The organism is Xanthomonas indica (assembly GCF_040529045.1).
Classification (GTDB): domain Bacteria; phylum Pseudomonadota; class Gammaproteobacteria; order Xanthomonadales; family Xanthomonadaceae; genus Xanthomonas_A; species Xanthomonas_A indica.
Window position 1 is genome coordinate 3,543,490 of record NZ_CP131914.1, and the last position, 24,932, is coordinate 3,568,421.

The 24,932-nt window shown below is 66.6% G+C and carries 15 protein-coding genes and 1 pseudogene; 3 read left to right on the forward strand and 13 right to left on the reverse strand.

Annotation, left to right across the window (positions count from 1 at the left end):
• Window positions 1-12: 12 nt before the first annotated feature.
• The 6 genes from pheT to thrS all read right to left on the reverse strand — a co-directional run bounded on the left by pheT (window position 13) and on the right by thrS (window position 7,146).
• Window positions 13-2,391: a phenylalanine--tRNA ligase subunit beta gene (pheT, locus tag Q7W82_RS15385; RefSeq protein ID WP_242160793.1), complete on the reverse strand. Its 2,379-nt coding sequence runs from the start codon at window positions 2,389-2,391 to the stop codon at window positions 13-15.
• A 119-nt stretch (window positions 2,392-2,510) separates the two neighbouring features.
• A complete protein-coding gene (gene pheS, locus Q7W82_RS15390) occupies window positions 2,511-3,506 on the reverse strand; it encodes a phenylalanine--tRNA ligase subunit alpha (protein WP_242160794.1) in 996 nt (331 codons plus the stop codon).
• 204 nt (window positions 3,507-3,710) lie between these two features.
• Window positions 3,711-4,070 carry a 50S ribosomal protein L20 gene (gene rplT / locus Q7W82_RS15395; RefSeq protein ID WP_010342859.1) on the reverse strand — a complete coding sequence of 120 codons (360 nt, stop codon included), beginning with the start codon at window positions 4,068-4,070 and terminating at the stop codon, window positions 3,711-3,713.
• Between the two features lie 10 nt (window positions 4,071-4,080).
• Window positions 4,081-4,278, reverse strand: a complete 198-nt coding sequence (rpmI, locus tag Q7W82_RS15400) for a 50S ribosomal protein L35 (RefSeq protein WP_010342861.1) — start codon at window positions 4,276-4,278, stop codon at window positions 4,081-4,083.
• Window positions 4,279-4,653: 375 nt separating this feature from the next.
• Entirely contained in the window at window positions 4,654-5,178 is a 525-nt protein-coding gene (gene infC, locus Q7W82_RS15405; RefSeq protein WP_230596011.1) for a translation initiation factor IF-3, read from the reverse strand.
• 63 nt (window positions 5,179-5,241) lie between these two features.
• Window positions 5,242-7,146, reverse strand: coding sequence for a threonine--tRNA ligase (gene thrS, locus Q7W82_RS15410; protein ID WP_242160795.1), 1,905 nt, complete (start codon window positions 7,144-7,146; stop codon window positions 5,242-5,244).
• Between the two features lie 349 nt (window positions 7,147-7,495).
• On the opposite strand from thrS, the gene Q7W82_RS15415 reads away from it, so the two are divergent.
• Window positions 7,496-8,560, forward strand: coding sequence for a LacI family DNA-binding transcriptional regulator (locus Q7W82_RS15415; protein ID WP_242160796.1), 1,065 nt, complete (start codon window positions 7,496-7,498; stop codon window positions 8,558-8,560).
• Window positions 8,561-8,661: 101 nt separating this feature from the next.
• On the opposite strand, the gene Q7W82_RS15420 is transcribed toward Q7W82_RS15415, so the two are convergent.
• The 3 genes from Q7W82_RS15420 to Q7W82_RS15430 are packed head-to-tail and all read right to left on the reverse strand — an operon-like array spanning window position 8,662 to window position 14,014.
• On the reverse strand, window positions 8,662-10,335 hold the full coding sequence (locus Q7W82_RS15420) for an alpha-amylase family glycosyl hydrolase (protein ID WP_242160852.1): 1,674 nt from the start codon (window positions 10,333-10,335) through the stop codon (window positions 8,662-8,664).
• An 8-nt stretch (window positions 10,336-10,343) separates the two neighbouring features.
• Window positions 10,344-11,816: an MFS transporter gene (locus Q7W82_RS15425; RefSeq protein WP_242160797.1), complete on the reverse strand. Its 1,473-nt coding sequence runs from the start codon at window positions 11,814-11,816 to the stop codon at window positions 10,344-10,346.
• Entirely contained in the window at window positions 11,813-14,014 is a 2,202-nt protein-coding gene (locus Q7W82_RS15430; RefSeq protein ID WP_242160798.1) for a Six-hairpin glycosidase-like protein, read from the reverse strand. The genes Q7W82_RS15425 and Q7W82_RS15430 overlap by 4 nt, the downstream gene beginning before the upstream one ends.
• A gap of 327 nt (window positions 14,015-14,341) precedes the next feature.
• On the opposite strand from Q7W82_RS15430, the pseudogene Q7W82_RS15435 reads away from it, so the two are divergent.
• Together Q7W82_RS15435 and Q7W82_RS15440 are read left to right on the forward strand one after the other, a co-directional pair.
• Window positions 14,342-16,362, forward strand: a pseudogene (locus tag Q7W82_RS15435) (glycoside hydrolase family 97 protein); the annotation flags it as partial.
• Between the two features lie 491 nt (window positions 16,363-16,853).
• Entirely contained in the window at window positions 16,854-19,604 is a 2,751-nt protein-coding gene (locus tag Q7W82_RS15440; RefSeq protein ID WP_242160799.1) for a TonB-dependent receptor, read from the forward strand.
• An 836-nt stretch (window positions 19,605-20,440) separates the two neighbouring features.
• Here Q7W82_RS15440 and Q7W82_RS15445 read toward each other — a convergent pair.
• From Q7W82_RS15445 to Q7W82_RS15460, 4 genes are all read right to left on the reverse strand, one after another.
• Window positions 20,441-22,051, reverse strand: a complete 1,611-nt coding sequence (locus Q7W82_RS15445; protein WP_242160800.1) for an alpha-glucosidase family protein — start codon at window positions 22,049-22,051, stop codon at window positions 20,441-20,443.
• Between the two features lie 422 nt (window positions 22,052-22,473).
• Window positions 22,474-22,950 (reverse strand): DUF4189 domain-containing protein, encoded by a 477-nt coding sequence (locus Q7W82_RS15450; protein WP_353949491.1) that lies wholly within the window; start codon window positions 22,948-22,950, stop codon window positions 22,474-22,476.
• Window positions 22,951-22,958: 8 nt separating this feature from the next.
• Window positions 22,959-24,050 carry a type IV secretion system protein gene (locus Q7W82_RS15455; protein ID WP_242160801.1) on the reverse strand — a complete coding sequence of 364 codons (1,092 nt, stop codon included), beginning with the start codon at window positions 24,048-24,050 and terminating at the stop codon, window positions 22,959-22,961.
• 78 nt (window positions 24,051-24,128) lie between these two features.
• Window positions 24,129-24,920, reverse strand: coding sequence for a hypothetical protein (locus Q7W82_RS15460; protein WP_242160802.1), 792 nt, complete (start codon window positions 24,918-24,920; stop codon window positions 24,129-24,131).
• Window positions 24,921-24,932: the final 12 nt, after the last annotated feature.

Sequence of the window (24,932 nt, forward strand, 5' to 3'; positions counted from 1 at the left end):
CCCCTGTCCTTCTCAACCACGCATCCGCGCGTCGTGTTCCCGCGCCAGCGCGGCCACCGCATCGGCGACCACCGCCTCCACGTCGCGGTCTGTCAGAGTGCGCGTGTTGTCCTGCAAAATCAAGCCCATAGCGAGACTCTTGCAACCAGCCTCGACCCCCGCGCCAACGTAGCGGTCGAACAGCACCACCTCGCGCAGCAAGGGTCCCACCGCCGCGCGCACGCTGCGCGCCAGCGCCGCCCAGCTCACCGCGTCCGGCACCACGAAGGCCAGGTCGCGGCGCACCGACGGGTACCGCGACAGCTCGGCGGCACGCGGCAGGGCGCGCGCGGCCAGCGGCGCCAGGTCCAGCTCGAATGCCAGCACATCGACGTCGATCTGCATCGCCTGCAGCAGCCGCGGGTGCAGCTGGCCGATCCAGCCGATCCTCACGTCGTCGCGATAGACGTCGGCCGAGCGGGTCGGATGCGCGAACGGATGCGTCGACGGGCGGTAGTCCAGACGAGCGCCGGATGCCGCAGCCAAGGCCTCCAGGTCGCCCTTGAGGTCGTGGAAGTCGACCTTGCGCGCCGGCAGGCCCCACTGCAGGGCATCGGCATCACCACACACCGCGGCCGCCACCCGCTGGGTCTCGATCGGCGCGGCGCCGGCCTGCGCTGCCGCGGCGAACGCCTTGCCCAGCTCGAACAGGCGCACGCGCCCGGCCTGGCGCGCGGCGTTGCGACCCAGCGCGGCCACCAGCCCCGGCAACAGCGACGGACGCATCACTGCCAGCTCGGCGCTGAGCGGATTGGCCAGCGCCACGCGCCCGTCGTGCAGGCCCCATTGGTCCAGCAGCGCGGCATCGACGAAGGCGTAGTTGATGGTGTCCAGCAGGTCGCGGGCCAGCAGCTGCCGGCGCACGCTGCGCTCGTCCAGCTGGGTCTCGCTGTCCATGGCGATGCGGGTGGCGCCGCCGGGCAAGGTGGTCGGCAGGCGGTCGTAGCCGTGAATGCGCGCCAGTTCCTCGATCAGGTCCTCTTCGATGGCGATGTCGAAGCGACGGCTCGGCGCGGTGACCTGCCAGCCATCGGCCGCGGCGGCCACGTCCATGCCCAGCGCGCGCAGGATGCGCTCCACGTCGGCATCGGCGATCTCGATGCCGAGCACGCGCAGGATGCGCGCGCGGCGCAACGCGATCGGCGCCGGCGTCGGCAGGAACGCCGGCAACTCGGCCTCGACCACCGGACCGGCACGCCCGCCGGCCAGCTCTAGCACCAATCGCGTGGCCAGTTCCAGCGCGTGCCGCGGCAGCGCCGGGTCCACGCCGCGCTCGAAGCGGTGGCCGGCATCGGTGTGCAGGCCGAGCTTGCGGCCGCGGCCCATGATCGCCGCCGGGGCGAAATGCGCGGCTTCCAGGAACACGTGCCGGGTGGTCTCGGTGACGCGGGTGGCGTGGCCGCCCATCAGCCCGGCCAGTGCCACCGGCCGATCGGCGTCGGTGACCAGCAGGAAGCCCGGATCCAGCGCGGCCTCGCGGCCATCGAGCAGGGTCAGGGTCTCGCCGGCGCGTGCGTGACGCACGCCGATCGGACCCTGCAACGTCTCCAGGTCGAAGGCATGCATCGGCTGCCCCAGTTCCAGCATCACGTACTGGGTGATGTCCACCAGCAGCGACACCGGACGCACGCCGCTGCGGCGCAGGCGCTCGGCCATCCACAGCGGCGTCTTCGCCGCCGGATCCAGGTCCTCGACCACGCGGCCGCAGTAACGCGGCGCATCGGCGCCCGCCTCCAGCGTCACCGGCAGCGTGCGCTCGCTGCTCACCGCGGCCGGCGTTACCACCAGCGGCAGCACGTCGCTGCCGCAGGCCGCGGCCACGTCGTAGGCGATGCCGCGCACGCCGAAGCAATCGGCGCGGTTGGGGGTGAGCTTGATCTCGATGCTGGCGTCGGGCAGGCCCAGATACTCGGTCAGCGCCTGGCCGATCGGCGCATCGTCGGGCAGTTCGAACAGGCCGGACGCGTCGCTGTCCAGGCCCAGTTCCTTGGCCGAGCAGAGCATGCCGTTGGACGCGACCCCACGCAGCTTGGCAGGCTTGATCGCGATGCCGCCGACCTGGGCGCCGACCAGCGCCAGCGGCGCGACCAGTCCTGCGCGCGCATTCGGCGCGCCGCAGACGATCTGCAGCAGCTCGCCCTGCCCGGCATCGACCCGGCACACCTGCAGCCGGTCGGCCTCGGGATGCGGCGCCGCCTCGACGATCCGCGCCACCACCACCTGCTGCAGGCCGTCGCCGAGCGGCACGACCTCCTCGACCTCAAGGCCGATGGCGGTCAGGGTCGCGGTGAGCTGCTCACGCGAGGCCTGGGTCGGAACGTGGCTGCGCAGCCAGTTTTCGCTGAATTTCATTGGGGAGCCGGGATTGGGAATTCGGGATTGGGGATTCGTAAGAGCGGGTCAAGCGAGATCCGGAAGCAGCGTGGACCCGCTTTCGCGAATCCCCAATCCCGAATCCCGAATCCCCGCCCTCAAGCAAACTGCCGCAGGAACCGCACGTCGTTCTCGAAGAAGGCGCGCAGGTCGTTGACGCCGTAGCGCAGCATCGCGAAGCGCTCCACGCCCATGCCGAAGGCGAAGCCGGTGTAGCGCTCCGGGTCGATGCCGACGTTGCGCAGCACGTTCGGGTGGACCATGCCGCAGCCGAGCACTTCCAGCCAGCGGGTGCTGCCGTCGGGCTGCTGCCAGGCGATGTCGACCTCGGCACCAGGCTCGACGAAGGGGAAGTAGCTGGGGCGGAAGCGCATCTGGAAATCGCGCTCGAAGAACGCGCGCACGAACTCGGCCAAGGTGCCCTTGAGGTCGGCGAAGGTTGCGTGCTCGTCGACCAGCAGGCCTTCGACCTGGTGGAACATCGGCGAATGGGTCTGGTCGCTGTCGCTGCGGTAGACCTTGCCGGCGGCGATCATGCGCAGCGGCGGCGCATGCTCCCCCATGTAGCGCACCTGCACGCCCGAGGTATGGGTGCGCAGCAGGCGGCCGTCGCCGAAATAGAAGGTGTCGTGCATCGCCCGCGCCGGGTGATGCGGCGGGAAATTCAACGCCTCGAAGTTGTGCCAGTCGTCCTCGATCTCGGGGCCGTCGGACAGTTCGTAGCCCAGCCGCGCGAAGATCTCGGTGATGCGCTCCAGCGTGCGGGTGACCGGGTGCAGCCCACCGCGTTCGCCGCGCCGCCCTGGCAGGGTCACGTCGATGCGCTCCTCGGCCAGGCGTGCGTCCAGCGCCACAGTCTCCAGCAGCGTACGGCGCTCGGCTAGCGCGGCGGACACCGTGTCGCGCGCGCGGTTGATCGCCTCGCCGGCCAGCTTGCGCTGCTCCGGCGCCAGCGCGCCGAGCTGCTTGAGCTGGGCGGTGATGCTGCCGCTCTTGCCGAGCAGCGCGACCCGCAGTTGCTCCAGCGCCTCCGGGCTCTGCGCCGCGGCGATGTCCGCTAGCGCCTGCCCGCTCAGGGAATCGATCTCACTCATTGCACTCGCGCCTCACTGCTCCGGCCGAACCGCGGCCACCGTGTCCCGCCGATGCGGGACCTCACACCTACCCGGCGGGCATCCCGCATCGGGACGCCCAAAAACGCAAAAGGGGAAGGACTTGCGCCCTTCCCCCTGCATGCCTGCGATTGCTCCCGCCGAAACCCCGCACATGGACGTGCGGGTTTCTGCGGGGACTCGCACTTATGCCGCCAGCGCGCCCTTCGCCTTCTCCGCCAGGGCGGCAAAGCCCTGCGCGTCGTGCACGGCGATGTCCGCCAGCACCTTGCGGTCGAGGGTGATGCCGGCCTTGAGTAGGCCGTTCATGAAGCGGCTGTAGCTCATGCCGTTGATGCGGGCCGCCGCATTGATGCGGGTGATCCACAGCGAACGGAAATTGCGCTTCTTCTGCTTGCGGCCGATGTAGGCGTACTGCTGCGCCTTGATCACCGCCTGCTTGGCGACGCGGAAGACCTTGCGACGGGCGTTGTAGTAGCCCTTGGCGAGGTTCAGAACTTTCTTGTGACGACGGCGCGCCTGGACGCCACGCTTGACTCGAGCCATGGTTCAGTCCTCAGAGGTAGGGAAGCATACGATCCAGACGGCCTGCGTCCTCGGCACGGACGTGGTTCGTCTGCCGCAGGTTGCGCTTCCGCTTGGTCGCTTTCTTGGTGAGGATGTGGCTACGGTTGGCGTGGCCGGCCTTGTACTTGCCGGAGGCGGTCTTGCGGAAACGCTTGGCCGCCGCCCGGTTGGTCTTGATCTTGGGCATTGCAATGTCCTTGATGGTGTTTTGTCACTGGTCAGGGCGGTGGCTGCGCCACACTTTCCGTCCGTGCCCTTACCGGCTTGTAAGCCCTTGATCCAATGAGGATCCGGGCGGGTCCTGTTGCCGCGCGAGCGGCAAACCCGATGAACTGGGCCGCGCATTATGCCAGGGCTTGGAATGCCTTGCAAATCATGCAGTTCGACTGGCGCTTGCGCGCCGGGATTCGGGATTCGGGATTCGGGAAGACTGCGCGACGAGTGGCCACGCCGCACCCTCGCAGCAGCGCTGCGCTAGGAGGTCAGAAGGGACTGGGCACAGGGACCGGGAAACCGCGCCCTCACCTGCGGCGGGGCGCGATCCTGGGCTGCGCTCCGCGGATCAGCGCTTCTTCGGCGCGATCATCATCACCATCTGCCGGCCTTCCAGGCGCGGGCGCGATTCGATGACGATGTCCTCGCCCAGGTCGGCCTCGATCCGCGCGGCCATTTCGCGACCGAGCTCCTGATGGCTCATCTCGCGACCGCGGAAGCGGATGTTGACCTTGACCTTGTCGCCCTCTTCGAGGAAGCGGCGCATGTTGCGCAGCTTGATCTGGTAATCGCCCTCGTCCGTGACCGGACGGAACTTGATTTCCTTGATCTCGACCTGCTTGGTCTTTTTCTTGGCTTCGTTGGCCTTCTTCTGCTGCTCGAACTTGAACTTGCCGAAGTCCATGATCTTGCAGACCGGCGGGTCGGCCTGCGGCTGGATCTCGACCAGATCCAGACCGTCTTCCTCGGCCATCGCCAGCGCTTCGTCGCGGCTCAACACGCCAACCATCTCGCCGTCTGCGCCGATCACGCGCACGCGCGGCACGCGGATCTCTTGGTTCTTGCGGTTCTGTTTGTTGTCAGGGGTACTGATGTTGCAATCTCCCAGGGGAATCGGACTGGCGCGAACGGAGGCTCCGTCCGCGCCAGGGTGGTGTCACGCCAACTGCTCGGCGCGCAGCCGGTCGGCGAAGGCGGCGACCGACATGGTGCCCAGATCCTCCCCCGATCGCGTGCGGACCGCAATCGCGCCGTTTTCCGTCTCGCGGTCGCCCGCCACCAACAGGTACGGCACCCGCTGCAGCGTGTGTTCGCGAATCTTATAGCCGATTTTTTCGTTCCGCAAATCGGCCTCGATGCGGAAGCCTTGATTTGCAAGGAGTTTCCGCACGTTGTCTACATAGTCTGCCTGAGCATCGGTGATGTTCATGACCACGGCCTGCACCGGCGCCAGCCAGGCCGGGAACATGCCGGCATGGTGCTCGATCAGGATGCCGATGAACCGCTCCATCGAGCCGACGATGGCCCGGTGCAGCATCACCGGATGCTTCTTCTGGCTGTGCTCGTCCACGTACTCGGCGCCGAGGCGGCCGGGCATCATGAAATCCACCTGCATGGTGCCGAGCTGCCAGGTGCGGCCGATCGCGTCCTTCAGGTGGTACTCGATCTTCGGGCCGTAGAAGGCGCCCTCGCCCGGCAGCTCCTTCCACTCCACCCCGCAGGCGCCGAGCGCGGCGCGCAGCGCAGCCTCGGCCTTGTCCCAGGTCGCGTCGTCGCCGAGGCGCTTTTCCGGGCGCAAGGCGATCTTGATCTGGATGTCGTCGAAGCCGAAGTCGCCGTACACCTTCAGCGCCTGCTGGTGGAAGGCGGTGACCTCGGCCTCGATCTGCTGCTCGGTGCAGAAGATGTGGCCGTCGTCCTGGGTGAAGCCGCGCACACGCAGGATGCCGTGCAGCGCGCCGGACGGCTCGTTGCGGTGGCAGGCGCCGAACTCGCCGTAGCGGATCGGCAGGTCGCGGTAGCTGTGCAGGCCCTGGTTGAACACCTGCACGTGACCCGGGCAGTTCATCGGCTTGACCGCGTAGGTGCGCTTCTCCGACTCGGTGAAGAACATGTTGTCCTGGTAGTTGTCCCAGTGGCCGGACTTCTGCCACAGCGACACGTCCAGAATCTGCGGGCAGCGCACCTCGCCGTAGCCGCTGTCGCGGTAGACCTTGCGCATGTACTGCTCGACCACCTGCCAGATCGACCAGCCCTTGGGGTGCCAGAACACCAGGCCCGGACCCTCTTCCTGCAGGTGGAACAGGTCCTGCTGCTTGCCGATCTTGCGGTGGTCGCGCTTGTCGGCCTCTTCCATGCGCAGGATGTAGGCCTCGAGCTGCTTCTTGTCGGCCCAAGCGGTGCCGTAGATGCGCTGCAGCTGCTCGTTCTTGGCGTCGCCGCGCCAGTAGGCGCCGGAGATGCGGGTCAGCTTGAACGCCTTGAGGAAGCGCGTGTTTGGCACGTGCGGGCCGCGGCACATGTCCACGTATTCCTGGTGGTAGTACAGGCCCATCGCGGTGACGTCGTCGGGCATGTCCTCGATCAAGCGCAGCTTGTAGTCCTCGCCGCGCTGCTTGAACAGGTCGATCACCTCGGCGCGCGGAGTGACCTTCTTGATCACGTCGTAGTCCTGCGCGATCAGTTCCTGCATGCGCTTCTCGATCGCTGCCAGGTCCTCGGGGGTGAACGGGCGCTCGCTGTAGATGTCGTAGTAGAAGCCCTCGGCGATGACCGGGCCGATCACCATCTTGACCTCGGGATACAGCTGCTTGACCGCGTGGCCGACCAGGTGCGCGCAGGAGTGGCGGATGATCTCCACGCCCTCGGCGTCCTTGGCGGTGATCAGGCGCAGGCTGGCGTCGTGGTCGATGACGTCGCAGGCGTCGACCAGGCGGCCGTCGACCTGGCCGGCAATGGTGGCCTTGGCCAGGCCGGGACCGATGGACTGGGCCACGTCCATGGGGCTGACGGGATGTTCGAATTCGCGGCGGCTGCCGTCGGGGAGCGTGATCGTGATCATGGGTGTCGGAGGAAAGGGAAACGGTGGGACGGCGTCCACGCCACCGTGGTGGCAGTCGCGACTGGGCGCGGGACAGAAAGAAGGCGCCACAAGGGCGCCTGCTCGGACAGCCTTGGGCGGGAACTCACGCGAGGGCAGTGGTAGTGCTCATGTCGCACGCTCGGCCGGCGTCGCCGCGGGCCACCCATGTCCGGATCAGATAGTGGGCAGATAGTAAACCAAAAGCGACCGATTGGTCACGGGCAAGGCTGGCGCGGCCCGGGACGTGCCGTTACCGGACACCGCTGGCGTCGTTGGCGCGCCTCCAATCTCGCTGCGCCGCAGCAAGAGCTGCAGCGGCCGCCGTGGCATGCTGGGCATTCGCTTTCTCCGCATCGGACGCGCCGTCATCAAAGGCAAGGCCACATCGCTGGACATCGCCTACCTGGCAGGCGTGTCGCAACCCACCGTCTCGCGCGCCCTGCGCGGCAGCCCGGCCGTCAACGAGCAGACCCGGCGCAAGATCCTGGCGATCGCGCGCGAGCTGAACTACAAGGTCGACAAGCACGCCTCCAGCCTGCGCCTGCGCAATGCCGGCACCCTGGCGCTGCTGTTCTTCGAAGACCCGACCACCGACGACTCGCTGATCAACCCGTTCTTCCACTCGATGCTGGGGTCGATCACCCGCGCCTGCGCCCGTCATGGCTACGACTTGCTGGTGTCGTTCCAGCAACTGTCGGACAACTGGCGCGCCGACTACGGCGACAGCCAGAAGGCCGATGGGCTGATCCTGCTCGGCTACGGCGACTACCTGCAGGCGCAGCAGCGGCTGCAGCACCTGGTCGACCAGGGCACCCATTTCGTGCGCTGGGGCGCGGTGCTGCCCGGGCAGCCGGGAGTGTCGATCGGCAGCGACAACTTCCAGGGCGGCCACGACATCACCGCGCACCTGCTGGCGCAGGGCCGCCGTCGCATCGCCTTCCTCGGCGACGCCTCCAACCATTACCCCGAATTCCTGGAACGCTACCGCGGCCATCTGCAGGCGCTGCGCGCGGCCGGCGCCGACGCCACGCCGGCACTGCAGGTCGATGCGATCACCACCGAACAGTCCGGCTACGAGGCGGCCCTGGCCCTGCTCGGCGGCGGCGAGCGTTTCGATGCGCTGTTCGCCGCCAGCGACCTGATCGCGATCGGCGCGTTGAAGGCCTTGCGCGAGCACGGCCTGCGCGTGCCCGAGGACGTGGCCCTGGCCGGCTTCGACGATATCCCGGTCGCCGCCAGCGTCGATCCGGCGCTGTCGACGGTGCAGCAGGACACCAAGCTGGCCGGTGCGGTGCTGGTGGACACCTTGCTGGCGCAGATCGCCGGGCAGCCGGTGAGCAGCCGCACCCTGCCGGTCACGCTGGCGCTGCGCGGCTCCTCGCTGCGCAGCTGACGCGGTCGATTTGGGTCACGGCAGCGCCCCCGGCGCTCAGCGGGCCGGGGCATCAAGACCGTGACGCAGGCGCGGGGACGCAGCGCCAGCCCCCGCCGCGCTCAGGGCGCCGGCGCGACGCCGTCCTTGGCCGCCATCAGCCAGCGCAGCCGCGCGCGCAGGTCCGGGCGCACGATCGGCGCATCGGACAGGAACACGCGCACGCCGTGTGCCGGCACCTCGGCGCGCAACGCATGGGACACCTCGGTGGCGCTGCCGTCGAAGCCGTCGTGCCAGGTGCCGGGCTGCAGGTAGCGGCGCACCTCCAGCGTGCGTGGCGCGTCGCTCTTGTTCAGCAGCACCAGCGCGGTCTGGGTGCTGCCCGCGTGCTGGAACACCCGGTAGAACACCGCCTCGTCGCCGGACAACTGCAGGTCGAGCTGCAGGCCGCGCTGCAGCGCCGGGCTGCGCTGGCGCAGCGTGGCGATGCGCCGCAGCGGCGCGAAGATCGGGCTGGACGGGGCGGCATCCACCCGCTCCTGGCCGAAGTAGTTGCGGTTGCCGGCATGCTCCGCGCGGCCACGCATGAAGCCGGTCTCCGAGCCGTAGTAGATCACCGGGATGCCGCGCGCGGTGAACAGCCAGTTGTGCGCGTCGATGAAACCGGCGTCGCTGGCGTCCAGTCGCGCCATGTCGTGGTTGTCGTAGAAGGTCATCAGCTCGTACGGATTGGCGTACGGGCCGCGCTCCAGGTACAGCGCCGGCTGCAGCGTCTCGTAGCCGCGCCGGGCGTGGCCGAACGTCGCCGCCAGCGCCTGCTTGAGCGGGAAATCCAGCACGCTGACGCCGGCGTTGCCGGCCCAGGTGTGGCCGGCGATCTTGTGCGCGTTGTAGTCGAAGTCCTCGCCGAACATGAACATGCCCGGGCGCTGCGCGCGGATGCGGCGCACGAACTCGTGCCAGAAGCTGTCCGGCATCCAGCCGATGGTGTCGATGCGGAACGCGTCGGCGCCCTGCCCCAGCCATTGCGAGTAGGCGCCGACCAGATACTCCATCACCGCCGGGTTGCGCTCATTGAAATCGGACAATTGCGCCAGGTTGCCGCTGGTGTTGTAGAACGCGTGCAGCGGGTTGTGCGCCGGGTCGAGCCTGGACGGCGGCAGGTTCTGGTGATCGGCGATGAGCTTGCCGTCGCGGTCGAACACCTGGCCGAACATCGGCTGGCGCTTGGGCATGGTCCAGGCCGGCGAGCCGTGGTTGCCGACGATGTCCAGCACCACCTTCAGCTGCTGCGCGTGCATCGCCTGGGTGAAGCCGGCGAAATCCAGGCCCGGGCTCGGCAGATGCTCGTCGAGCTTGTAGAAGTTGACGCCCCAGTAGCCGTGGTAGCCGGTCTTGCCGCGGTCGCTCAGCGAGCTGCCCCAGGTGATCGGCTTGCCGCCGGTGAAGGCCTCGTCCGGGTTGTCGACGATCGGGGTGATCCACACCGCGCCGAACCCCAGGTCGCGGATGTAGCCGGCGTTGTCGACCACGCCCTTGAAGTCGCCGCCGAGGTAGCCGATGTTGTCGCTCTCGCCCGGCGGCGCCGGGATCGGGATGTCGAAGGTGCGATGCGCGCCGCCCTGGTCACGATGATCGTTGCCCGGGTCGCCGTTGACGAAGCGATCGGTGACCACGAAATACACCGCCTCGCTGGCAAACGGCTCCAGCGTGCCGTAGAACTCCTCCTGCGCCGGCGCCTGGGCCTGCGCCGATGCAGCGCAGGCACCCAGCAGGGCCAGCGCCAACAGCGACATCCGATCGATCATGCATTCGCTCCCGAATCCGACGGCACCCACAGCACGCACAGCGCCGCCACCAGCAGGCTGCCGCCGCCGATCGCCAGCGCGTACAGCGGCCGGCCGCCGAGCCAGTGCGTGAGCACGAAGCCCAGCACGCTGACCGCGACCAACTGCGGGATCACGATGAAGAAATTGAAAATGCCCATGTACACGCCCATCTTCGCCGCCGGCACACTGTCCGACAGCAAGGCGTAGGGCAGCGACAGGATCGAGGCCCAGGCGAAGCCCACGCCGACCATCGACAGCAGCAGCCACTGCGGATCGCGGATCCACAGGAACGACAGCAGGCCGGCCGCGCCCAGGCACAGGTTGAGCAGATGGCTCATGCGCAGCCCACAGGCGCGCACTAGCAGCGGAATGGCGATCGCGGCCAGTGCGGCGAAGCCGTTGTAGGCGGCGAACAGCACGCCGACCCAGTTTGCCCCGTCGTTGTAGGCGGCCGAGGTCGCATCGTGGGTGCCGTAGTGGGTCTGGGTGACCGCGGCGGTGGTATAGATCCACATCGCGAACAGGGCGAACCAGGAGAAAAACTGCACCCAGGCCAGGCGCCGCATCGCCTGCGGCATGGTCTGCAGATCGCAGACGATGGACGCCAGCATGTGCCCACGGCGCAGGCGCGGCGCCATGCCCTGCAGCACGCCGTAGCCGAGGCACAGCCCGGCCAGCACGTAGAGCATGCGATCGCCATCGCTGAAGGCGATGGCCACCGCCCCGGCGATGCCCACCGCGCACCACAGCGCAGCGGCGCCATCGACACGGCGCGGTTGCGCCGCCGTGGCGACGTCGCAGCCGTGCAGGTCCTCGGGTGGATACTCGCGGGTGCGCAGCACGGTCCAGCCGATGGACAGGAACAACACCGCGCCGCCGAGATAGAACGCGTAGCGCACCGTTGCCGGCACCTCGCCGGGAGCGGCGGTGTTGCTCACGCCCCAATGCGCCAACAGCCACGGCAGCATGCTCGCCACCACCGCGCCGACGCCGATGAAGAAGCTCTGCATCGCATAGCCGCTGGCGCGCTGGCGCGGCGGCAGCTGGTCGCCGACGAACGCACGGAACGGCTCCATCGAGATGTTGATCGAGGCGTCGAGCACCCACAGCATCCCGGCCGCTACCCACAGCGCCGGCGAGTTCGGCATCACCAGCAAGGCGAGCGTGGTGAACAGCGCGCCGACCATGAAGTACGGCCGACGCCGGCCGAAGCGGTTCCAGGTGCGGTCGGACAGGTAACCGACGATGGGCTGCACGATCAGGCCGGTCAGCGGTGCGGCGATCCACAGTCCCGGCACCTGCTCCATGTCCGCGCCCAGGGTCTGGAAGATGCGGCTGGCATTGGCGTTCTGCAGGGCGAAGCCGAACTGGATGCCCAGGAAACCGAAACACATGTTCCAGATCTGCCAGAACGACAGCGCCGGCTTGGCGCGGGCCACGTCCCTCATGGGCGACCTCCAGCAGCGCCGATCGGCGCGATCAACAGTGCGGCGACGTCGGCGGCATTGACCACGCCATCGGCGCCGCCCTGCCCTCCTGTGTAGCGCGCGAAGTGCTGCAGCGCACTCATGTTCGCCGCCGGCACCAGCCGTGCGCGACAGCGCTGCCCGGCCTGCAGCGTGAACACCGCAGCAGTGGAGGTCTGCTCGCCCACGCTGTGCGGCATCACCAGCGGCTGCGTCTGCGGTGGCGCCGCGCCGCACTGCACCTGCAGGCGCTTGACCGCCGCGGTGACACCAGTGTTGATCGGGCCATGTGCATTGACGTAGCGCAGGCTCAGCCGGTACGCGCCATCGCGCGGCGCCGTCCACGTCCAGGCGTCGGCACCGTCCACGCGCGCAACGTCGCCGACGCAGACGGTGGGACTGTGCAGCGCTTCCCAACGCGTCCCGCGCCGGGTCAGGCTCAGGCACTGCACGCGCTCGGACAGCGGCAGCAGCGCGCCGTCGGCATTCCCGGTGTGCGCCTGCCCATCGACATACAGCACTGTGTCCGCGGCCGCCTGCACGCGCCAGCCTTGCGCTTCGCGCCGCACCTGCGGTGCCGACGGTGCCAGCGGCGCGAAGGCGTCTTCGGCCGTCAGCATCTGCAGGGGTGCGCTGCCGCTTTGGTGCGGCACCAGGTCGACGGTGGTCACGCCGTCCTGACGCCGGGTCTTGCCGGCAATCAGCAGATCGCCCTGCAACTGCGCCGGCCGCCGCAGCACGATGCGCCGGTCCTGCAGCTGCAACGCGATTTCCTGGCGCTCGCCGAACAGCAGCGGCACCAGGCTGGTCGGCAACTTGGGCAGCACGCGGCCGTCGTCCTCCACGCCGAACACGCCCTCGATCACCATCGCCAGGTAGCCGGCCACCGACCAGAGTTGCCGGGGCGAATTGACCACCGGGCCGCTGAGCGGACCGTCGTCGACATGCGCGGCCTGGCTCAGGAACTCGTAGTTCTCCATGTTCGAGCCGGCCAGCGCGGCACCGCGCAGCAGCGAGCGCACTTCCAGGTCGATGCGCGCACTGTCGTCGGTGTGCCGCGCCGCGCGTAGCGCATAGGCGCTGACGAACGGCCAGATCGCCCGGTTGTGGTAGATCGGCACCTCGCGCTGCTGCGGCCACACCACCGGGCTGCCCGCCTCCACCGCGGGATAGCGCGCCAGCGCCTGGCGCGCGCGCTCGGGCGGCAGCACGTCGGCCAGCACCGCCAGCGACAGGCCCAGCAGATCGTAGCGTTCGTAGCGCACCGGGTGCTCGGCCGTGCCGATGTAGCTGACGTAGCTGCCGCGGTCCTCGCGCCAGAAGCGCTGCGCGATCGCCTGGCGCAGCGCATCGGCCCAGCCGGCGTAGCGCATGGCCGCCTGCGTGTCGCCCTGCTCCCGCGCCAGGCGCTCGCCCAGGCGCAGCGCCTGGTAGTGCAGCACGTTGGTCGACAGCGCGAAGGAACTGGCGATGAAGCCGACGTCCTCGCGGGTCCAGGCCGGATAGGTCTGCTCGCGCCAGTCCAGGAACGAGGTCTCGCCACGGTACAGGCCGATGCGCGGGTCGAACGCAAACGCGCGGTCCTGCGCCAGCGTGGCGGCAAGCGCGGCGCGGGTGTCGGCGGCGAAGCCCGGTTCGTCCAGCAGGTGTCGTGCGGCCAGGAACCACACCACGCGATCGCTGCTCACCGGCCAACTGCCGCCGGAGCCGGTGTCCTGCGCCACGAACAGCCCCGGCAGCGCGTCGGCGCCACGCATCGGCGACAGCTTGAAGCGCAGCGAGCGCCGCGTGCGCTCCGGATCCAGCCGCGCCAGGGCCAGGTCCGCGGCATAGCTGACGTCGCGGGTCCACACATAGGGCCAGCGCTCGCCGGTCTGGTAGCAATCGCACGGCAACGGCTTGCCGTGATCGAACGCCGGGTCGCGGATCGCCTGCACTTGGTCGTCGCGCAACTCCTGCTGCGCCAGCGCGAACAGCGCATCGAACAGCGGACTGTCGGTCTCGCTGCGCAGTGGCTGTGCCGGCACCGTGCGCATGCCCTGCGCGGCGTGCAGCACGAAGCCGCCGTCGGCCGTGGCCTCGGCCTGCGCGGTCTGGCCACGCCATTGCAATGACGTCTGTCCAGCAGACGCCGACGCCGCAGCACCCAAGGTGGCGGCCAAGCAGATCATCTTCAGCATCGAAGCGGCAGACCGGCTCGCACCGATCGACCTCCCTCCCTCTTTGCCTGCATGGTGGAAGCGCAGGCCGGCATGCCGGCGCTACGGTCGCCGCCTCCGCATCGCGGGGCGCTGCGGACATGGTAGACGGGCGGCACCGCGGCGCGTGCAGTTGCATACGTATTCATCGCGCAGGCCGCGGGCCGCAAGGAAACGCCTGGCTATAGTCGTTGTGGTGCCACGGTCGCCTTGGGAGGGGAGATGCCGCTGCCGCTTCACGTTTTGTCGCAACTGCGTCCGACGCTGCGCCTAGCGTCGCTGCTGGCGGGCGCATTGTTGTGCGCCGCAGCACAGCTGCACGCCGCGCCGCAGACCGTGGCCAGCGTCGATTCGCCGGGCAAAGTCCTGCAGGTCTCGCTGCAACTGGACGACGGCCGCCCCAGCTACCGCGTGCTGCGCCTGGGCGAACCCGTGGTCGGCGACTCGCGGCTCGGCTTCCAGTTGCGCGACGGCAGCCTGGACCGCGGCCTGGCCGTGCTGGATCAACGCAGCCGCAGCGTCGACGAGACCTGGGAACAACCCTGGGGCGAGCGTCGCTACGTGCGCAATCACTACAACGAGTTGCGCGTGGAGCTGGGCGAGCGCGGCGGCCGCCAGCGCCGCTTCGCGGTGGTGTTCCGCGTCTACGACGACGGGCTCGGCTTCCGCTACAGCTTCCCGCGACAGGCCGGCATGCAGGAAGCCATCGTCGACGAGGAACTGACCGAGTTCGACATCGTCCCCGAGGCGACCGCCTGGTGGATTCCCGCCGGCGGCACCATCCACTACGAGTATCTGTATCGGCACACGCCGCTGCGCGAGGTGCCGCTGGCGCACACGCCGTTCACCTGCGCAGCCAGGACGGCCTGCACCTGGCCATCCACGAAGCCGCCCTGGTCGACTACGCCGGCATGTGGCTGCGCCGCGGCGAAGGACAGCGCCTGCACGCGCAATTGTCGCCGTCGGCAGAAGGCTGGAAGGTCCGCCGCGCCCTGCCCTTCGACTCGCCGTGGCGGACGTTGCAGATCAGCGACACCGCCGGCGGCCTGGTCGACTCCAACCTGATCCTCAACCTCAACGAACCCAACGCGCTGGGCGACGTGAGCTGGGTGCACCCGGCCAAGTACGTGGGCGTGTGGTGGTCGATGCATCTGAACCAGGAAACCTGGGCGCGCGGCCCCAAGCATGCCGCCACCACCGCCAATACCCGCCGCTACATCGATTTTGCCGCGGCGCACGGCTTCCGTGGCGTGCTGGTGGAAGGCTGGAACCCAGGCTGGGACGGCAACTGGGGCGGCAACGGATACGACTTCGACTTCACCCGCCCCACCGCGGACTTCGACATCGCCGCGCTCAGCGCCTATGCGGCGAAGAAGGGCGTGCACCTGATCGGCCACCACGAGACCGGCTGCGCGGTGGAGCACTATGAAGACCAGCTCGATGCGGCACTGGACCTGTACGCGCGGCTAGGCGTGGACACCTTCAAGACCGGCTACGTCTGCGAGGACGGCCAGGTGGACCGGCGCAATCCGGCTGGCGGCCCGTTGTGGCGCGAATGGCACGACGGCCAGTTCATGGCCCGGCATCATCTGAAGGTGGTGCAGGAGGCGGCCAAGCGCCACCTCTCGGTCAATGCCCACGAGCCGATCAAGGACACCGGCCTGCGCCGCACCTATCCAAACTGGCTTTCGCGTGAAGGCGCGCGCGGGATGGAGTACAACGCCTGGGGCGAACCGCCGAATCCGCCGGAGCACGAAGTCGATCTGGTGTTCACGCGGATGCTGGCCGGTCCGATGGACTACACGCCCGGCATCCTCAGCCTGAAGGGCCGCGGCGGGCGCGCGATTCCGAGCACGCTGGCGCGGCAACTGGCGCTGTACGTGACCCTGTACAGCCCGATCCAGATGGCGGCCGACCTGCCCGAGCACTATCTACAGCACCGCGACGCCTTCCGCTTCATCGAGGACGTGGCGGTGGACTGGGACGACAGCCGCGTGCTCGACGGCGAGATCGGCGATTACGTCACCATCGTGCGCAAGGATCGCCACAGCCGCGACTGGTTCCTCGGCAGCATCACCGACGCGCATGGCCGCGTGCTGCCGATCGCGCTGGGCTTCCTCGAGCCGGGCGTGCGCTACCGTGCCGAGATCTACCGCGACGGCGATGCCGCCGACTACCAGCACAACCCGTTCGACTTCGTGCGCGAGCAGCGCGTCGTCACCAGCGCCGATCAACTGCAGGTGAAACTGGCGCCCGGCGGCGGCCAGGCGATCCGTTTCGTCCCGCTGGATCCCGCTCCGAACTCCGCCGGCACGGCCGCATCGCGCTAGCGCACTCCCTGTGCGCAGGCCGCCGCCGGCGACACACCGGCGGCGGCGGCGCTCGGTGCCTGGTCACCTCCTGCTGCACCCGGCGCCGCACTGCCGCGCACGAACAGAAAGCGTCGGCGCGCGCGACATCGGCATTGGCGTCGGCAGGCGTTATCGCCCCGCTCGGTCACGCCGGGCCAGACTTACGCCTGCATGCATCGCGGCATCGCCTGCCGCACGGCATTCGCGCGTGCGCGATGGCGACATCGGCTGCACGACGCCTGCACGTTCCGGTCGGCACCGGCATAGCGCCGGGCGCACGACAGTGCGATCCTGAAAGCGCTTCCAATGCGATGCACGCCAGTGAATACGTATGCAGCGGGCGTTCGCAACCAGGCCGCGTGTCTACCATACAGCGCAATCGCGACACCGCCCTGCGGCTGCGCGACACGCACATCCGGCCGCCTCGCCGGTTCAGACATTCGCAAGACAACATTGCCTGGGAGGGGAAAATGTTGAACCACAAGCGCAACGCGCTGACGCTGGCGCTGGCCGTCGCGATGACGCCGATGCTGGCCGCCGCACAATCCGATACCACCGCCGCCACGTCCGCCAATCCGGTCACCGAACTGGACAAGGTCCAGGTGACCGGCATTCGCCGCGGCATCGAGAACGCCATCGCGGTCAAGCAGGACGCCACGTCCATCGTCGAGGCGATCTCGGCCGAGGACATCGGCAAGCTGCCGGACGTGAGCATCGCCGAATCGCTCGGCCGCCTGCCCGGCCTGGCCGCGCAGCGTGTCGCCGGCCGCGCCCAGGTGATCAGCGTGCGCGGCCTGTCGCCCGACTTCGCCACCACCCTGCTCAATGGCCGCGAAGTGGTCAGCACCGGCGACAACCGCAGCGTCGAGTTCGACCAGTACCCCTCGGAGCTGGTCAACGGCGTGACCGTGTACAAGACGCCCGATGCCGGCCTGGTCGGCCAGGGCCTGTCCGGCACCATCGACATGCAGACCGTGCGCCCGCTGAGCTTCCCGGACCGGGTGATCGCGATCAGTGGCCGCCTGCAGAAGAGCTCGCTCGGCAAGGCCGCCGATGTCGACGCCTTCGGCAACCGCTTCAGCGCCAGCTACATCGACCAGTTCCTGGACAACACCCTGGGCTTCTCGATCGGCTATGCCCACAGCGACATGCCGATCCAGGAAAACCAGGTCGGCCTGTACGAGCCGTGGACCACGCAGAACACCGACAACGGCAGCCGTCCCGGCGTCGCCCCGGGCACCTACTTCTCCGATGGCATCAAGGCGCTGCGCCGCACCGGCAACAACAAGCGCGACGGCCTGATGGCGACCGTGCAGTTCCGTCCGTCCAGCAGCTGGACCAGCACCTTGGACGCGTTCCACACCGAAGCCGAGCAGATCGATACCGCCAACCAGTTCGAGGTCAATCTCAGCAACTTCAACGGCGGCTACACGCCCGGCCTGCTGATCACCAATCCGCAGGTCGACGCCAGCGGCAGCTTCACCGGCGGTACCGCCAGCGGCGTGTATCCGCTGGTGCGCGGCATGTACAACAAGCGCAAGGACAAGATCGACGCGTTCGGCTGGAACAACGCGTTCAACCTCGGCAGCGTGCGCCTGATGGCCGACCTGAACTACTCCAAGGCGACCCGCAAGGAACTGAACCTGGAGAACAACCTGCAGCTGGTGCCGATGCCGCAGCTGGACACGGTCGGTCTCGTGGTCAAGCCCAACGGCTTCTCGCAGATCACGCCGGGCCGCGACTACTCCAATCCGAACGACCTGTTCCTGACCAACACCATCTACGGTTCCGGCTACGGCAAGGTGCCGGAGGTCGAGGACCGCCTGAAGGGCGGCCGCCTGGCGGCGACTCTGCCGGCGCCGCAGGCGCTGACCTGGTTCTCGGACATCGACGTGGGTGTGAACTACGCCGACCGGCGCAAGCAGAAGACCCAGGCCGAGGGCAACATCCTGCTCGGCGCGCAGGGCGACACCAGCATCGCCAGCGACCTGCAGTACGACCCGGTCAACCTGGGCTTCGCCGGCATCGGCACGATCCCCGCCTGGAACGTGCCGGCGGCGGTCGCGCGCTACATGAGCTTCAACCCGGTCACCAACCTGGACTATCTGATCCCGAAGTCGTGGACCGTGCAGGAGAAGATCACCACGGCCTGGCTCCGCGCCAACATCAACACCGACATCGGCGAGGTAGGAGTGCGCGGCAACATCGGCGTGCAGTTGCAGCATGCCGACCAGAGCTCGCAGTCCAGCTACTTCGACCAGTCCCGCCCGGCAGGCCAGAACGTGCTGCCGATCGATGCCGGCAAGACCTACAACGACTGGCTGCCGAGCCTCAATCTGGCCTTCCTGTTCCCGCACCAGCAGACCCTGCGCTTCGCCGCGGCCAAGCAGGTGGCGCGGCCGCGCGTGGACCAGATGCGCGCCGGCCTGGACTTCGGCGTCGACACCTCCACCGGCAAGCCCGGTGGCAGCGGCGGCAATCCCCTGCTCGACCCGTGGCGCGCCAACGCGCTGGACCTGTCGTACGAAAAATACTTCGGCGAGAAGGCCTACGTGGCGGCCGCGGTGTTCTACAAGGACCTGAAGAGCTACATCTATACGCAGTCGCGCGACGACTACGACTTTTCCGCCCTGCTCGCCAGCTATGTGCGCCCGCCGGGCATGACCGTACCGGTGCAGACCACCGGCACCTTCTCCTCGCCACAGAACGGCAAGGGCGGCACCCTGCGCGGCCTGGAGCTGACCGCCTCGCTGCCGCTGGACATGTTCACCGACAGCCTGCGCGGCTTCGGCGTGCAGGCCAGCGCGACCTTCAACGACAGCGACATCAAGATCCTCGATCCCGAAAGCGCCTCCAGCGTCGGCTCGGATCCGATCAGCCTGCCCGGCCTGTCCAAGCACGTGTACAACTTCACGGCCTACTACGAGCGCAACGGCTTCGAGGCCCGGGTCAGCCAGCGGCGGCGTTCGGACTTCATCGGCGAGATCGGCAACTTCAACGGCAACCGCACGCTGCGCTACGTGGTCGGCGAAAACGTCACCGACGCACAGGTCAGCTACACCTTCGCCGACGGCAGCACCCTGGCCGGGCTGAGCCTGCTGCTGCAGGCGAGCAACCTGAGCAACTCGCCCTACCGCACGTACGCCGGCACCAAGGACCGCCCGCTGGAATACGTCGAATGGGGGCGCACCTACATGCTGGGCGTGAACTACAAGTTCTGAGGCCCGCGTAGCGGCTGCAACCGACGCCCGCCGGCGCACCCGGCGGGCGTTTTTCGTTGGACGGGTGCCGGATGCGGTGGTGTCGACTGGCGCGACGCAAAGATGCGCACGGTTGAAAGGAGGATCGCGCAGCCGCGTGGGGTCTTTTTTGCCGAATGAGATAAAGCTGAGCGGCCTGTAGGGCACCTATCGACCCTCTCGTGTGCCGGGAAGCACCATGCCAGCACATCCGAGTCGGCACTCCGGACCGACCAGCCTGATCTCACTCCGAGGAGCGGGACCGTGACGAGGCGGTGCAGGGCGGCGGATCGAAGTCGACCACGCCACTGTCAACGCAGGCTTGCAGCCAGAAGGCCACGGGAGCGCGCAACCGTTCGCGCGGTGAGGAAAGGTGGCATCTCGGATCGGAGCGGTGCGCGAACGTCGTGACGGCGCTGCGCGGCTCGCCGGCGTAGCGATCATGACGGATTCGCGTTGAATGACCGGCGCCTGGCAACGCGGCGGAGTGGAACTGCCTGTCGTGGAGACCAGCAAGGCCAGTCTCCCGACCGGTTTTCAGTTTCCCGGAAATCGCTGCTATCGGCGACGACGCGTGCACTAGTGCCCCGGCGCTGCAATTGCCAGGATCGCGGCCAGCGCGATGTGCCACTCCCAGGTGCTGGCTCTGCTGATCGACCAGCGCTGCTTGCTCGGACGCCAGCATCGTCGCCGCGCACATACGGCCTCATCCGGCGCGAGGCACGCCGGGCCATCGGTTGATCGCCCGGCACTCTTTGCGATGTCGCAACCGCATCGTCCGCGATGCGGCATGTCCCTCGACAGCGCTCGGCCTGCGCTCACGCGCCCTGCAGGCACACCATTGCGTAGCCAGGCAGACGCAAGCGCTCGCCGATGGCCCCAGGCTCCACACCCGGTACCTCCAGCGCTTGCCAAGCGCCATCCGGCACCGCCACGTCAACGGCCTCGGCAGATAAGTTGAACGCCAGCAGCAAGGTTTGCGCGGCGTGGCGACGTTCGAACATCAGCACGGGCTCGGCGGTCTCGTGGAATACGATGTCGCCCTCGCGCAGCGCCGGATGGTGCTTGCGCCAAGCCAGGAACCGACGGATCGCATGCAGGACCGACTGCGGGTCGGCCTCCTGAGCCGCCACCGATTGCGCGCGGTGCGCCGGTGCAACCGGCAGCCAGGGCGTACCGCTGCTGAAGCCGGCCTGCTCGCCGGCGTCCCACGGCAGCGGTGTCCGGCATCCATCGCGGCCCTTGAAGTTCGGCCAGAACGCGATGCCATAGGGATCCTGCAACGCCTCGAACGGCACCTCGGCCTCGCCCAGGCCCAGCTCTTCGCCCTGGTAGAGGCAGACCGAGCCACGGAGCGAGCACAGCATCGCGATCAGCAGGCGCGCGAAGGCCGGTGTCTCGGCACCCTGCCCCCAGCGCGTCACCGCGCGTTGCACGTCGTGGTTGGAAATCGCCCAGCACGGCCAGCCTTCGGTCATCGCCGCTTCCAGGCGCGAGACCGTCTCGCGGATGTAGGCGGCGCTGAAATCGTCGGTCAGCAGTTCGAAGCTGTAGCCCATGTGCAGGTGACCGGCGCGCGTGTACTCGGCCGTGGTCGCCAGCGAATCCTCCGACGAGATCTCGCCCAGGCTCACCGTCCCCGGATAGCGGTCGAGCAAGCTGCGCAGCTTCTGCAGGAACGGCAGATTCTCCGCCTGCGTATTGTTGTAGTAGTGATACTGGAACGCGTACGGGTTATCCGGGCTGAAGCCGCGGCCGACGCGCTTTTCCGGCGGCTTGGGCGGGTTGTCGCGCAGTTGCGGATCGTGGAAGCAGAAATTGATCGCATCCAGCCGGAAGCCGTCCACGCCGCGCGCCAGCCAGAACTCCACGTTGTCCAGCGTCGCCTGCTGCACCTGCGGATTGTGGAAGTTCAGATCCGGCTGCGAGGCCAGGAAGTTATGCAGGTAATACTGCCCGCGGCGCGGCTCCCACTGCCACGCCACACCGCCGAAGATCGACAGCCAGTTGTTCGGCGGCGTCCCATCCTCGCGCGCATCGGCCCACACGTACCAATCGGCCTTGGGATTGTCGCGGCTCTGCCGGCTCTCCTTGAACCAGTCGTGCTCCACCGAGGTATGGCTGAGCACCTGGTCGATCATCACCTTCAGGCCCAGCGCATGCGCCTTGGCCAGCAAGGCATCGAAGTCGGCCATGGTGCCGAACAGCGGATCGACCTCGCGGTAATCGGCGATGTCGTAGCCGAAATCGGCCATCGGCGACTTGAAGAACGGCGAGATCCAGATTGCATCGACGCCCAATGCCGCGATGTAGTCCAGCTTGCGCACGATGCCCGGCAGGTCGCCGATACCGTCGCCGTTGGCGTCGAGGAAGCTACGCGGATAGATCTGATAGATGACGGCACCGCGCCACCATGGAGCCTGAGACATGCAACGCCCCCTTCGGGCAGAGATCACGCGTGCGGCAGGCACGCGAAACGCTGCGTTAGAGTAGCGTTGATGCAGGAATATGAGTCACGCCTGCATACGTATTCAGCACAAGGACAGCACCAGAAATGACGCTAAAACCTTGCACCGACTCTTATACAAAAATCCAACCAAGAAATCCGACAGCGTTTGAAACTATAAAACCACCCATCACTTACCAGAAAATTCAATATACACTCAACATTGAAATAGATTCTGAGTAAATCGAATCTAATTAGTGAAAATTCGGCACTGAAAATTATGCACCGCTTGAGAGCATCAATCGTAACCCTTGACTACCTACGGCAGCCGATCTTTGGCCCGTAAAACGTTCAGTAGGCGCTGCTACTGCCAGACATGGCCACTCTGCGGTGCAAGATACAAATTCAATACTTCTTAAAGAAAGGCCTCGTGCACTCAGTGAATTTAACAAAACATTGAGATCCAGTTCTCTTACTACACGCCTCGGATGCCAGCTCACCAGCTTCCCTTTCATCTTTCGCCGCAATAATACTGCTCCCAACGCCCTTAGCTGGATTCGCTATAGCGACACATTGGTTAAAATATGTCATTTTGACAGAGCAATCACTCACTCCCACCGCATGACATTTATCCAAAGCGTCTTGGACTGCATCATCTTTACTAAACTTCCCAACAGAACTCCACCCTTCCTGACCTGCGTCAGACATCACTATCGCACCCCAGGTTTTAATCCATTCACCAGTGGGACGAGCGGGAGCAGAATCCTCATCAGGAAGACATTGGGCACTACCTGCTTGAACCCCACCTGGACATCGAGTCTGGGCAAAGCAGCTCCCAGATAACGTCAGGAGAAATAAGAAAACAGCAGAAAAGAGCCTCATAAAAGTCCTCACACTCTATTATCGTAAGCACCGCGACTACCGGGCTGTGCCACTTGAGTTGAAGGCTCAGCGCCCCTATTCATTGTATTCACTGTAGAAGTTGTCGCGTTAGTGCTTACGTTACTATTGGTTGCAGGCGCTTGGGGCGTATAAGGCCGACCGGAAGCCGGATCCCTACCAACCTGTCCCAAGCCCGAATACGGCGAGAACTGGCCGAGCGTGCCCTGGAAGAACGCAGCCGCCATCGGCGGTGCCGTGATGATCAGCGTGCTCAACACCAAGCCGATTCCTCCTTGTTGCAGCGCCATGCTGCTGACGCCTTCGCCTGTCCCGTTGGACGCAGCCCATGTGGCGAGAAAACCCGCTCCCACTGCCGCGATGACTTTCGTTGCAAGACCAACAGTGAAGCTCAGGACCGCCAGCGAGAAGACCGTCCCGATTCCGTACATCAGCCACTTCTGGAACAGAGACTTGGTGACATCAAATAGCAGGCACAGGATGAACAAGGGCCCAAAGCCGATGAATAGCGCCATTGCCAGCTTGTTCAGCAGCAACAGCGAACCACCGACAACGCCAGGCCCGGCCATGCCAAGGCCGGTGAAAAGCCGCGCGCGATCCTTCTCTTTTTCCCGCTCGGCATTGCCCGCAGTGTTGATCTGATCGATGCTGGTCATGGCCACCTGCATCAGCGCGAGATTCTTATCGATCGCGGCGTAGGGGCTCTCGGAGCTGCCGGTCACGGTCTTCACGATCGCACTGCTGAGCCCGTCGGTCAGCCTCCAGTAGAGCCCGTCCATCGCCGCATCACCGGTTGTCGCTCCAGGCCTGGCAGCGGACACCATGCTCATGGCCACGCCGATGATCAACGCGGCGCGTAGCGAGGTCACCACCAGTTCCATGGCCGATTCGCGCGACTGCCCGGTTGCGACTCGATAGCCCTTCAACAGGATCCACAGCGTCAACGCACTCATCGCGGTCACGGTGACCCACCACGACATGCGGATGAGCAGCGACCATTGGAAATAGTCGATCTCATCGCGCAGAAAGTTGTTGATGAGCGTAAAAAACGCGTAGTTGCTGAAACTATCGAGAAATCCCATGACCGCTCCGTAACGCAGACGCTCATCGCTGAGCTGCTTTTTGCTGATCGATTCCTTTCAATGAATCGGGCAGCGTGGTTAATCTTCGATGCTCAATTGCTTGAAGCCATCAGGCCGATTTGACTTGGCCAGTTGCAGGGCTCCGCCCATCACAGCGCCACCGACCAGCTTGCTTGCGAAATCGCTCAATCCCGAAAACCCTTCGAACAAACCGCCACCGCCCGTCGTCGTGGCGGACGGTGCCTTCTTGCCGTTCATCGCCGCCCAGGCACCGGCCGACTGCACCTGATTCAGATACGACAGCCGCTTCTCGTAGGCGAACATCGCCGCCTCCGTCTGCTGCCGGTCGATGTCCATCAGCGCCTTGAGCGCGATCAGCTTATTGGTGTTGTCCTCCAACATGCCGATTTGCTCGGGCTTGATGCTTTGGCGTTCCTTTTCGATATCACGCAACCGCTGCAACCGCTTCTCGGTGATGTCGTACATCGCCACCATGTAGTTGTATTGGGAATTGCGCGTACGCTGAATCAGCTCGCAGGTCTGCTGCTGCTCAGTCGATACGGACGTTCCTGCTGTGGTACTGGCGCAATCGGACACTCCATAGTTGTCGTCGACTTTCTGGAGTTTCTCCTTGGGCTTCTCCACCTCTTCGCCACTCGGCTTTTCACCCGTCGTTTTGGTGATGAGATTCGCCTTGCGAATCTCTTCCAGCTTATCGTTCAGCTTATTGGTGTTCTGTTCGTTGGCTCTGATTTGCTTATCATCCACCACTTTCCACTGCGCAAGTGCAGTAACTGGCAGGAACGCGCACGTGGCAACGGCAGCAGCGACAGCAAGTCGAACACCAGAGTTTTTCACGATCTTTTTCATAAACACCTCAAC

Bases quoted from the DNA above. Each gene is read 5' to 3' on its own strand.
- Q7W82_RS15460 (WP_242160802.1), bottom strand. From the start codon at position 24,920: ATGAAAAAGATCGTGAAAAACTCTGGTGTTCGACTTGCTGTCGCTGCT.
- Q7W82_RS15450 (WP_353949491.1), bottom strand. From the start codon at position 22,950: ATGAGGCTCTTTTCTGCTGTTTTCTTATTTCTCCTGACGTTATCTGGG.
- pheT (WP_242160793.1), bottom strand. From the start codon at position 2,391: ATGAAATTCAGCGAAAACTGGCTGCGCAGCCACGTTCCGACCCAGGCC.
- Q7W82_RS15420 (WP_242160852.1), bottom strand. From the start codon at position 10,335: ATGTCGCTGTTGGCGCTGGCCCTGCTGGGTGCCTGCGCTGCATCGGCG.
- pheS (WP_242160794.1), bottom strand. From the start codon at position 3,506: ATGAGTGAGATCGATTCCCTGAGCGGGCAGGCGCTAGCGGACATCGCC.
- rpmI (WP_010342861.1), bottom strand. From the start codon at position 4,278: ATGCCCAAGATCAAGACCAACCGGGCGGCGGCCAAGCGTTTCCGCAAG.
- Q7W82_RS15440 (WP_242160799.1), top strand. From the start codon at position 16,854: ATGTTGAACCACAAGCGCAACGCGCTGACGCTGGCGCTGGCCGTCGCG.
- rplT (WP_010342859.1), bottom strand. From the start codon at position 4,070: ATGGCTCGAGTCAAGCGTGGCGTCCAGGCGCGCCGTCGTCACAAGAAA.
- Q7W82_RS15430 (WP_242160798.1), bottom strand. From the start codon at position 14,014: ATGCTGAAGATGATCTGCTTGGCCGCCACCTTGGGTGCTGCGGCGTCG.
- Q7W82_RS15415 (WP_242160796.1), top strand. From the start codon at position 7,496: ATGCTGGGCATTCGCTTTCTCCGCATCGGACGCGCCGTCATCAAAGGC.
- thrS (WP_242160795.1), bottom strand. From the start codon at position 7,146: ATGATCACGATCACGCTCCCCGACGGCAGCCGCCGCGAATTCGAACAT.
- Q7W82_RS15445 (WP_242160800.1), bottom strand. From the start codon at position 22,051: ATGTCTCAGGCTCCATGGTGGCGCGGTGCCGTCATCTATCAGATCTAT.
- Q7W82_RS15455 (WP_242160801.1), bottom strand. From the start codon at position 24,050: ATGGGATTTCTCGATAGTTTCAGCAACTACGCGTTTTTTACGCTCATC.
- Q7W82_RS15425 (WP_242160797.1), bottom strand. From the start codon at position 11,816: ATGAGGGACGTGGCCCGCGCCAAGCCGGCGCTGTCGTTCTGGCAGATC.